The following is a 10,970-nucleotide window of genomic DNA, read 5'->3' as shown; positions in this document are numbered from 1 at the left end:
AATTTGTACATGCTTAAACAAGTGAAAATGTACATGATCATCTTGACATTTACAGTAATGGAAAAGAAAATAAACATTAGAGGTTTAGAAATAGATGAAGTGTCGAGAACAGTAATGTTATATGGAGAAACAATGAATCTTACGAAAACTGAATATGAAATTTTACACTTAATGGCAGTTGCAAGGAACCGTGTGTTCACGATTGAAGAAATATATGAGAGCGTTTGGAACGAAAGAGCCTATGAAAGTAATAATACAGTAATGGTTCATATTGCAAGATTGAGAAATAAAATTGAAGAGAATCCAAAAGAACCGAAGTTTATACAAAATGTTTGGGGAGTCGGATATAAAATTGAAGATTAGATTTTTACAGGGTATTAGGGCGAAATTTTTTATTGCTTTCATATGTAGCATCTTGTTAGCGACTGTAAGTATAATAGTGTTTCAAATTTTGGCTGGAAATATATATAGTCAGGTTAATGTTTTAGAGGAAAAATATTCATTTTTATATTTTATAGTTTTTTTGATTTTTACTACAACATACTTTGCGTTAATGACAAAAACGCTGATGAAAAGGTTGTCTCAAATTAACAAGAACGTGAAGGAAATAAGTGACGGTAATTTTGAAATACATATACCTATTTCGAAAAGCGATGAGATTGGTGAACTAGCGGCAAATGTTAATAGAATGGCGAAAAGCTTAAAAGAGTCTATTGAGAATGAAAAAAAATCACAGGAAATGAAAAATGAAATGATTAGTAATATTTCTCATGACTTACGAACGCCAGTAACATCTTTAATCGGTTATGCGGACCTGTTAGGAAATAAATTCCATTCGAATGGAGAAGAATGTGAACAGTATGTAAGTATATTAAAGCGAAAAAGTTATGAATTAAAACATCAAGTAGATGATTTATTAGAATACTGTCAAATAAATTATAGAGAGATTGAATTACATAAAGATGAAGTAGATATGAAAGCATTAATTGAACAAATCATGATTGACTTTGTACCACAATTAGATGATGCCAATATGAACTTTTATATTAAAAATGATGAAGTGCTACATGTAGAAGTTGATGTGACACTTATAGTGAGACTATTTGAAAATATAATAGGCAATAGTATTATGTACGGGAGAGATGGAAAGGAAATTGCAATTGAAATTTTCAATAAAACAATGAATGTTGAAGTAGAAATTAAAAATTTTGGACAATGCATTCCGAAAGAGGACCTTCCTTACATTTTTGAGAAGTTTTATCGTAGTGAAAAATCACGTAGTTCTCATACGGGCGGGAAAGGAATAGGACTTGCAATTTCAAAAAGTATAGCCGAGCTCCATCAAGGGGATATCACTGTACGTAGTAACGATAAAGAAACAGTTTTTACTGTGAAATTACCGCAGTATAAAAAAGTAAGAAAGTCGTAAGTATTTCTTTCATATGCTGTAATTTTTACTTTGTATCATTGAGGAAAAGGATATGAGAGTAGGGATGCGACATGTGGAAGAAATTTTTATTAGTAATTATAGTTTCTTTTTTAATTATAAGTTGGATCTTAGTTTATGTAGCTAATGATGTTACATCAGTTTTTGTTTGGTGGAGTATACAGGCTTTTAGTTTTATTTCATTTTTCCTCTTGATAGGATCAGTAATAATATTTTTTTTGAAAGGCATTTTTAGAAAGCGGATAGATAGAACGCTATTTTTAATCATTCTGTTTTCTATCATTGGAGCTTGGCCTGTCGGTTGGTTTGCTAATATAGGTAGAATTGCTTACCCAGCAGATATACAATCTATGAGTCCTAAAGCAGTAGTTCGTTTTCCTTTGAATGAACGAGCATTAATAGGTTGGGGTGGTGATCGGTTAGAAACGAACTATCACGTTATAAAACCAAATGAAAGGTGGGCATATGATATTCTCATTCCACCTGCTGAAGTGAAAAGTAGTAAGTTAGAGGATTACGGAATATATGGAGCGAAAGTAATGGCACCAGCTTCTGGGACGGTTGTATCAATTAATAATAATGAACAAGATTTAGTTCCGGGATCGGATAATTTTCAGTCAATGGCTGGGAATCATATTTATTTACGACTAGATGAAACAGGCACATTTTTAATTCTTGCCCATTTAAAGAAAGGATCAATTAATGTGAGAGAAGGACAACGTGTAAATGAAGGAGAGTTTCTTGCTCAAGTCGGTAACTCAGGAAGTTCAAGTGAGCCGCATTTACATATTCATCATCAAAGGCAAGATCCGTCCAAGGTAAGTATGTTTTTTGCGGAAGGATTGCCACTTTACTTTCGAACTGAAAATGGTGTCATGATGCCGGAAAGAGGGACATACTTAAGTGGTAACTAGAAGAAAATCATTTCATCCAAAAAGGGTATTCCAAATTAAAATTGGAATACCCTTTTTTCATTACCCTACAAATGTTTGATACAATAAGAAAATATTTAAAATGATAACAAGTGCAGCAATGATCCAAGCGATAAAGGTTGTTATGCGGTGATTAACGAGCGCACCCATAATTTTTTTATTGCTTGTAAACATAATAAGTGGTACTAATGCAAAAGCAATACCGAATGATAAGACGACTTGGCTCATGACTAGAGCGTAAGTTGGATTTACACCTAAAGCGATAATTACTAGTGGTGGAATCATTGTAATAAATCGGCGTAAGTATAACGGAATATGCATTCGAATGAAACCTTGCATAATAATATCACCTGACATTGTACCGACAGAAGAGCTAGATAGTCCTGCTGATAAGAGCCCAATTCCAAATAACGCAGCTGATACAGGACCGACTAAGTTACTAAACTGAGTGTATGCCACATCTAAATCTTCAACGTGCATACCATTTTTAAAGAATAGTGCAGCAGCAACAATTAACATACTCGCATTAATTGCTCCAGCGATAACCATTGCGATAATGATATCAATAAATTCGAAACGGAAAATCTTTTTCTTTTGTTCATCAGTTGTTCCAACCACGCGGCGTTGTGTTAATGCAGAATGCAAGTATATTGCATGCGGCATAACTGTTGCACCTAAAATCCCTGCTGCAAGTAATATACTGTCTACACCTTGGAATTTTGGAATAAATAGTCCTGAAAGAAGGGGACTTAATTCTGGTTTTGCATAAAAAACTTGAATCCCAAAAGCGATTACTACAATGAAAATCATTCCTGTAATAATAGCTTCTAGTGGACGAAATCCTCTACGTTGAAATTCAAGGATAATAAATGATCCGGCTGCTGTAATTAAAGCGGCAGGTAGCATCGGGATTCCAAATAGTAAGTAAAGCCCCAATGCAGCTCCAATAAATTCCGCTAAATCTGTAGCCATAATAACTAGTTCACCTTGTATCCATAAGCCGATAGACACAGGCTTTGGAAAGTTTTCACGAGCTATTTCGGGTAAATTGTTTCCTGTAGCAATTCCTAATTTAGCTGATAAAGTTTGGATTAATACAGCCATTAAGTTAGAAGCGAGTATAACCCATAATAGTAAATATCCATATTGTGAACCAGCTGCGATATTTGTAGCAAAGTTGCCAGGATCAATATAAGCAACGGACGCGATAAAAGCGGGTCCTAAAAATGGTAACAGTCTTTTCCAACCTTTTGTTTCTCCACTTAAAGCTAAGTGGGCTGATTGTACAGTTGTACTTTCAGAAGGGAGATGTTCATCTTTTGTTATATCTTTATTCATAGTAGTTTTCCCCTTTAAAATGTTAACTTGATGAAATTATTGTATTTATTCTTACTCATTATTTCAATACATTTAAATATGTTATGTGATAATTTCATTTGAACACGAAAGTTTCCTTAATGCAAATTATATGCCTTTATGCAATGGATGGTGTGATAATGTAAAATGAATTGGGAGTTTATGGTGTGATGACATGGGGAAACATAGTGAATTAAAGGGCTGTTTTTGAAATTTATGTGAACATAAAGCCGATAATACAGCATATTAATTGATGGAATTGCAATTGTATGATATATAATATATTGGGATTACAACATAACCATAGTGTTATGATGTGTAATCTTGTTTTTTATTTTTGTTAACTGATAGAAAATAGTATAAAGAAAAGAAAATGGGATTCATTTTCTTATTATATATGTTTTGATATGAACGTTAACTTATACATGATTTTAAAAATTAGATAGGTGGTAGAAATACATTGGCAACTACAAAACCATACAGAGTATTACTATATTACATGTACACAACAATTGAAAACCCAGAAGAATTTGCTGCAGAGCATTTAGAATTTTGTAATTCACTTGAATTAAAAGGAAGAATTCTTGTAGCAAAAGAAGGTATTAACGGAACTTGTTCTGGAACTGTAGAGCAAACAGAGAAATACATGGAAGCAATGAATAATGATCCACGTTTTGATGGTATCGTATTTAAAATAGATGAAGAAGAAGGGCATGCATTCAAGAAAATGCACGTACGTCCTCGTCCAGAATTAGTTACACTTCGTCTAGAAGATGACATTAACCCACATGAAATAACTGGGAAGTATTTAGAGCCAAAAGATTTTTATGAGGCAATGAAACAAGAAGATACAGTTATCATTGATGCACGAAATGATTATGAGTTTGATTTAGGACACTTCAAAGGTGCGATTAAACCTGATATCGAATCATTCCGTGAATTACCAGATTGGATTAGAGAAAACAAAGAAACACTTGAAGGTAAAAAGATTTTAACTTACTGTACAGGTGGAATTCGTTGTGAGAAATTCTCTGGTTGGTTAGTTCGTGAAGGTTTTGAAGATGTAAGTCAGCTTCACGGCGGAATTGTAACGTACGGAAAAGATCCAGAAGTACAAGGTGAGCTTTGGGATGGACAATGTTACGTGTTTGATGAGCGTATCGCTGTTCCAGTAAACCAAAAAGAACATGTTATCGTTGGTAAAGATCACTTTACAGGTGAACCATGTGAGCGCTATGTAAACTGTTCAAATCCAGAATGTAATAAGAAAATTTTATGTTCTGAAGAAAACGAAGCGAAATATTTACGTGCATGTTCTCATGAATGTCGTGTAAGTCCACGTAACCGCTACGTAATACAACATGAATTAACGGAAGAGCAAGTAGCTGCTGCATTAGAGAAAATCGAAGCAGGGAAGTAAGCTGAATTCGTATAATAAAAAGGGTACTCCAAGTTTTATTTTGGAGCACCCTTTTTTTATTATACAGTCCTGTCATTTGTCGTTTTTTGTCGATAAGTCGATATATTTAAAAAATCGCTGATATATTTCGAGTTGCGCTGATATAATCGGAAAATCGCTGATAAAAATTTCACTTACTGCAGCACACCAAGAATTTGAAAATAACCTTCTTTAGTTTTTATCCTCTTTCTCTTTAACGGCAGAAAGTACCGTTTGTTTTACCCAAGCTTTTCTTTGTTTATGCTGTAGACCCCATTGATATAAACTTTGGGCTCCTAAAATAAGTGAAATGACAATGCCGCTAATCGCAATTAATAGAGCGAAAAATTCAAGAGGGGACGATATTTTGTTTGAATCGGTGTTTCTTAAAAGGTCAATCATAGTAAACCCTAACATTTGGCCCACTACAGAGTAGAGCGTTAAAATTAATAATAAAAGGCTATCTTTTTTAGAGGCGACATTTTCTTGATATTTAAACAAACTATCAAGATTTTGTTTCGCGTTCGAGTATAGAACCTCAATATTAAAAAGTTTTCTTAAGCGGAAGAAAATATCTTCACTTTGTGATTGGGATACTAATTCTAAAGAAAAATAATTAGCAGTGAACGAATTGATCGAATAAATTAATTTCTCTATTTCATTAGTATCTTGTTCAATGTTTAGCTCAGCATAGGCGTTTGCCATTTTTAATAAAACAATTTTATGGAATAGGTTTAATAATAAAGCGTAATAAAATTCCCCGTACATTTGACTAGCAAGTTTAGAGATTTCGCGTTCTCCTTCATTTGTTACACATGTAAAAATATGTTCTTCCATTATGAAATAACGATTTGGAGCCCATCTCTGATAAGCATGTTTTTTTAAATATTCATGAATGTAAGGAAGGTTATTTGCGCTTACATATGGTTTACCATCACTTGTTAATCCGGAAAGACTGGAAGTACGATAAACATCCACTTCATTAAGTTCCATACCTTCTTTTAGTGACAATAAAGTTTGAACGTACATTCTTTGGTCTTCAAAGAAAGGGAAGGTTTGAAAGTATGAACTTCTTAATCTCTTCTTTTCAAAGAAATCAGTTACGCCATGAAATAAATAACCAAAAATGAATTTTTCAACTTGGGAATACTTTTTTCCGTTACATTCAATACAAATAGACTCATTTGTATCAGTTTTAGTTTCAAGTACACGGAAGCGAGCAGCGAATTCGATTGCTTCAGATAAAGTCATATTTGGAGCAGTGTTTACTTTTGTTCGAATTGTTAAGAAGCCAAGTTCATAAGGACAAAGTGTTACATCAATAGAGTGTATCTTGAATGGAATTGAAATAAGGTTTGTTGTTAAATGTCCAGTTAAGTTAAGATCCTTTGAATAACGTTGCAAGCCCTTTTGATGCTCTGAGTGAGGAAAGAGAATTTTATTTGTAAATGAAAGATAGTATGCTTCCATATTTTGATGTGAAACTTTAAACTCCCCATAATATGTATTTTCATCATCGAGATGATCGAGCCGAAAAGGACGAAAATCGTTTTTTTGTAAGAAAGGGAACATATCTTGTTCATATCCAGCTTTAAACGAAAACGGGAATATAAATTGAAATATAGCTGTTGCTACACCTTTTTCCTCAATTGCTTGTATTGCCTCCATCTACATTGTTTCCTTTCCATATATGCTATAGAAACAACATGCCCAAATTTATTTGAAAATAACCACTGTTTTATACTTGTTTAAGAGTGAAAATTCAGCTTATTTAGCAGGGAACATGTATAATGTTATGTATACTAAAAGTTATAAAATTGTATTTTAAAAAGGGGGATGCTGTATGCGGATTTTAGTATTAGGCGCTGGTGGAGTCGGAGGATTTTTTGGTGGCAGATTAGTCGAGAAGGGAGAAGATGTCACGTTTCTTGTTCGTAGTAAACGGAAAAAACAATTAGAGGAAAGAGGACTTGTAATCCGAAGTGTTAACGGGGATTTTTCCTTCCGACCGAAATTAATAACGAAAGAAGAGCGAACTTCTCCATTTGATGTCATTTTATTTTCAACAAAAGCGTATCACTTAAACGAGGCAATTCAAGATTTGAAGCCGTTTGTTGGCGAAAATACTGTAATCATTCCATTGTTAAATGGTATCGCTCATTTATCGCTATTACAAAAAGAATTCGGCGAAGAAAAAGTAATTGGCGGTTTATGCTTTATCGAGACGACGTTAAACAATCAAGGAGAAATTGTACAAACTAGCGCTGCCAACAGACTTGTGTTTGGAGAAATTAAGTCTCAAAATTCAGAGAGAGTAAAGCATATTTCTAAAGCATTTTCAGGTACGAAATCTAGTTTTGTTTTAAGTGAAAATATTACGCAAGATATGTGGCATAAATATTTATTTATTACTGTAATGTCAGGTGTGACAACGTTAATGCGTGCACCAATTGGACCAATCCGTGAAAGTGAAGGCGGCCGTGATTTTATCCGTAATGTGTTTGAGGAATCTGTACAAATCATGAGAGTATTAGGAGCTCCAGTAAAGGCTAATATTGCCCAGGAACATATGAAAACGATTGATAAAATTTCGTATGATATGAAGTCATCGATGCAGCGTGATATGGAAAAGGGTTCGTTTATTGAAGGGAAGCACTTGCAAGGATATTTACTGGATGTAGCAGAGAAATTTTCTATAGCGGCACCATTATTAGGAACTATATATCAAAATTTAAAGGTGTATGAAGAGATGACCTTTAACAAATCTGTAATAGAATTAGATGTATGAAAAAATAAAAAAGATAGCAATATATAAGTGTATTGCTATCTTTTTTATTTTTTTGTATGACAAATTATTTATTTCTTTTCGTTCTATCTGTCAAATTTATTTCCTGTTCACGTTTACCATATAACTGATTAATTTCATTTGCTACTGCATCTAAATATGAATCGGAAAAAATAGGCTTCTTTTCTTTAGACATATGGGTCTCCTTTGCGGATTTTTAATATTCATTATGTATATTTCTCAGCGGATTATGCGCAATCATTTTAATTTTTTTCTTATTAAAAATTTTTGTTTACTTTTTGAAAATAAAGGAGTATTATAATCCACAGTTTTAATTTTCTAAATCGCTGAAACCGCATGGTACGGGGGACCCGTTTTTACGGATTAGTACATAATCCGATGGGGTGAATCCTTGAAAAAGGTAGGGCTACTCATAGGCCCGAATCCGACAGCTAACCTCGTAAGCGTTATATTGAGAAGGAAGGTGGAGCTTGTGCGACAAAAAAAATAATGTCTACAAGTCTATTTCGCTATGGCTTGTAGACATTTTTTGTTTTCTGAAGAAATTGTTTACTTGCTGTAAAAAGCAGAAAAGTTCGTACAAAATTATTGGAGAGTGGACAGCATTGGTTTCATCTATTAAAAGATTTTTAATTGGAAGACCGTTAAAATCAACAGAGCTTGGAGAACAAAAGCTTAATAAAACGAAAGCTTTAGCTATTTTATCTTCTGATGCATTGTCATCAGTTGCTTACGGTCCAGAGCAAATTTTAATTGCTTTAGCAGGTGTGGGAGCGATCGCTTATTGGTATTCCATTCCGATCGCTGTTGGGGTATTAGTATTATTGACAGCCCTTATTTTATCTTATCGTCAAATTATTTTTGCTTATCCGCATGGCGGGGGAGCGTATGTTGTATCAAAAGAAAATTTAGGGATGAATCCAGGCTTAATTGCTGGAGGATCTTTATTAGTCGACTATATTTTAACTGTTGCGGTAAGTGTATCTGCAGGTACAGATGCGCTAACATCTGCTTTTCCTAGTTTACATGCACATAATGTAATCATTGCGATTATATTTGTTATATTTATTACGATCTTAAATTTAAGAGGAGTAACGGAATCAGCTTCCGTTTTAGCATATCCTGTTTATTTATTTGTTTTAGCACTATTTATATTAATTGGTGTAGGCATATATAATATTTTGACTGGTCACGTTTCGCAGGCTTTACACACGCCGATCGGAACGCCGGTTGCGGGCATTAGTTTGTTTTTACTGTTAAGAGCATTTGCATCAGGTAGTTCTGCTTTAACAGGTGTTGAAGCAATTTCAAATGCAATTCCGAACTTTAAAGATCCTGCGCCAAACAATGCTGCAAAAACATTGCTTGCAATGGGTGCATTACTTGCTGTGTTATTTTCAGGAATTGTATTTTTAGCTTATTATTACGGAGTGACGCCGAGTAAAGAAGTAACAGTTGTTTCTCAAATTGCTGAACAAACATTTGGACGTAATTTCATGTACTATGTCATACAAGGTACAACAGCTTTAATATTAATTCTCGCAGCTAATACAGGCTATTCTGCATTTCCTTTATTAGCGGTTAACCTCGCAAAAGATAAATTCATACCGAGAATGTTTACGATTAGAGGAGACCGTCTAGGTTACTCAAACGGTATTATAATACTTGGAGTTGCTTCGATTATTTTAATTGTAGCTTTCCAAGGACAAACAGAACATTTAATTCCGTTATATGCAGTAGGTGTATTTATTCCATTTACACTTTCTCAAACAGGGATGGTATTAAAGTGGCTTCGTGAAAAACCTGAAGGATGGGCTTTAAAATTAACGGTTAATTTAATTGGTGCAGTTATTAGTTTTATCGTAATGAGCATGTTCTTTTTAACTAAATTTGCACAAGTTTGGTCGATTCTTATTTTCTTACCTGCTATTATCTTCTTGTTTCATCGAATTAAGAAGCATTATGATGCAGTGGGTGATCAATTAAGTTTAAAAACTTGTGAACCTCTTATTCCAATTGAGGGGAATGTAATTGTCGTTCCTGTAGCAGGTATGACGCATGTAGTAGAAAATTCATTGAACTATGCGAAATCTCTTTCTGCAGATCAAGTTATCGCTGTATATGTTGCTTTTGACAGAGAAGAGGAAAAGAAATTTGAAGAGAAATGGAAGGTGTGGCAACCTGAAGTAAGGCTTGTTACATTACATTCTCATTATAGAAGTATTATTCAGCCGCTAACGAAATTCATTGATACAGTGCAGTATAAGGCAAGTGAATTGAATTACCGCGTTACGGTCGTTATACCACAGTTCATTCCGAAAAAAGGTTGGCATAACATTCTTCATAATCAATCCAGTTTACTCATACGTGCGTATTTACTTTATAAAAGAAATGTTGTTATTACGACAGTTCCATATCATTTGAAAAAATAAGAAGATTTTTGAAGGATAGCTTCGTGAAAATGAAGCTATCCTTTTTGTGTATATCCTATGCATAATTGCATATGGGTTTAAAAATTATATCGATATAATTTTATCGGTTATTTGCAAGTAGTGTTTTCTGTGGTGATATGTAGATATTTCAATCGATAAAGTGAATCGGATTATATTTTGAAATAAGGACATGAAAGCTTGAAAATAAAGGGAATGAAAATACTTCTTTACGTTATATAAACAGCTGTGTTTAAATGACCTTACAGTACAAAACATATATGAAAACAAAACGAAATTTCATATTTACGCATGTTGTTTAATTTAAAATGAATAATATTTTTACGTAATATATTCACTATGTGAATGTGGGAATTTCGATGAAATAGAAAATTTATACAATGTTATTCATACTAAACACATATGAAAAATAATAAAATGTTTTGTGACGATAAGTAAGTACTGTAGCAATACGAGAGAGGTGGTTCATACATGGATCGCGGTGAGAACGTTCTCTATTTTAACCATCTCAAATTATGGGCAAGAAAATAGAATAATAAAA

Annotated in this window: 9 protein-coding genes and 1 riboswitch; of the genes, 6 read left to right on the top strand and 3 right to left on the bottom strand. The window is 33.5% G+C overall.

From position 1 onward, the window contains the following. The 3 genes from ACODS7_RS20465 to ACODS7_RS20455 all read left to right on the top strand — a co-directional run. Window positions 1–363: winged helix-turn-helix domain-containing protein (locus tag ACODS7_RS20465; RefSeq protein ID WP_488827426.1), on the top strand; the 363-nt coding region annotated here is incomplete at its 5' end. Further along, entirely contained in the window at window positions 329–1,429 is a 1,101-nt protein-coding gene (locus ACODS7_RS20460) for a sensor histidine kinase (protein WP_180229698.1), read from the top strand. The genes ACODS7_RS20465 and ACODS7_RS20460, both read left to right, overlap by 35 nt. A gap of 71 nt (window positions 1,430–1,500) precedes the next feature. Next, complete coding sequence (locus ACODS7_RS20455; RefSeq protein ID WP_098629238.1) at window positions 1,501–2,361, top strand: M23 family metallopeptidase; 861 nt, start codon at window positions 1,501–1,503, stop codon at window positions 2,359–2,361. A 60-nt stretch (window positions 2,362–2,421) separates the two neighbouring features. Here the strand turns inward: ACODS7_RS20455 and ACODS7_RS20450 are convergent, their stop codons facing one another. Further along, a complete protein-coding gene (locus ACODS7_RS20450) occupies window positions 2,422–3,717 on the bottom strand; it encodes an Nramp family divalent metal transporter (RefSeq protein WP_029441990.1) in 1,296 nt (431 codons plus the stop codon). Window positions 3,718–4,195: 478 nt separating this feature from the next. On the opposite strand from ACODS7_RS20450, the gene trhO reads away from it, so the two are divergent. Next, a complete protein-coding gene (gene trhO / locus ACODS7_RS20445) occupies window positions 4,196–5,155 on the top strand; it encodes an oxygen-dependent tRNA uridine(34) hydroxylase TrhO (RefSeq protein WP_063547058.1) in 960 nt (319 codons plus the stop codon). A gap of 210 nt (window positions 5,156–5,365) precedes the next feature. On the opposite strand, the gene ACODS7_RS20440 is transcribed toward trhO, so the two are convergent. Then, window positions 5,366–6,841 carry a hypothetical protein gene (locus ACODS7_RS20440; RefSeq protein ID WP_029441992.1) on the bottom strand — a complete coding sequence of 492 codons (1,476 nt, stop codon included), beginning with the start codon at window positions 6,839–6,841 and terminating at the stop codon, window positions 5,366–5,368. Between the two features lie 175 nt (window positions 6,842–7,016). Between ACODS7_RS20440 and panE the strand changes: the two genes are divergently transcribed. Then, window positions 7,017–7,961 (top strand): 2-dehydropantoate 2-reductase, encoded by a 945-nt coding sequence (panE, locus tag ACODS7_RS20435; protein WP_098629239.1) that lies wholly within the window; start codon window positions 7,017–7,019, stop codon window positions 7,959–7,961. A 64-nt stretch (window positions 7,962–8,025) separates the two neighbouring features. Here panE and ACODS7_RS20430 read toward each other — a convergent pair whose 3' ends face one another. Beyond that, window positions 8,026–8,154, bottom strand: coding sequence for a hypothetical protein (locus ACODS7_RS20430; protein ID WP_000031873.1), 129 nt, complete (start codon window positions 8,152–8,154; stop codon window positions 8,026–8,028). Window positions 8,155–8,293: 139 nt separating this feature from the next. Further along, window positions 8,294–8,440: riboswitch (cyclic di-AMP (ydaO/yuaA leader) on the top strand. A 144-nt stretch (window positions 8,441–8,584) separates the two neighbouring features. On the opposite strand from ACODS7_RS20430, the gene ACODS7_RS20425 reads away from it, so the two are divergent. Continuing rightward, the gene (locus ACODS7_RS20425) at window positions 8,585–10,411 is read left to right on the top strand and encodes an APC family permease (protein ID WP_243168816.1); all 1,827 of its coding nucleotides are present in this window, start codon (window positions 8,585–8,587) and stop codon (window positions 10,409–10,411) included. Window positions 10,412–10,970: the final 559 nt, after the last annotated feature.

It is taken from the genome of Bacillus sp. FG16 (genome assembly GCF_057809515.1).
The sequence above is the reverse complement of the archived record's forward strand: the minus strand, read 5'-3'. Positions and strand labels throughout refer to the sequence as shown.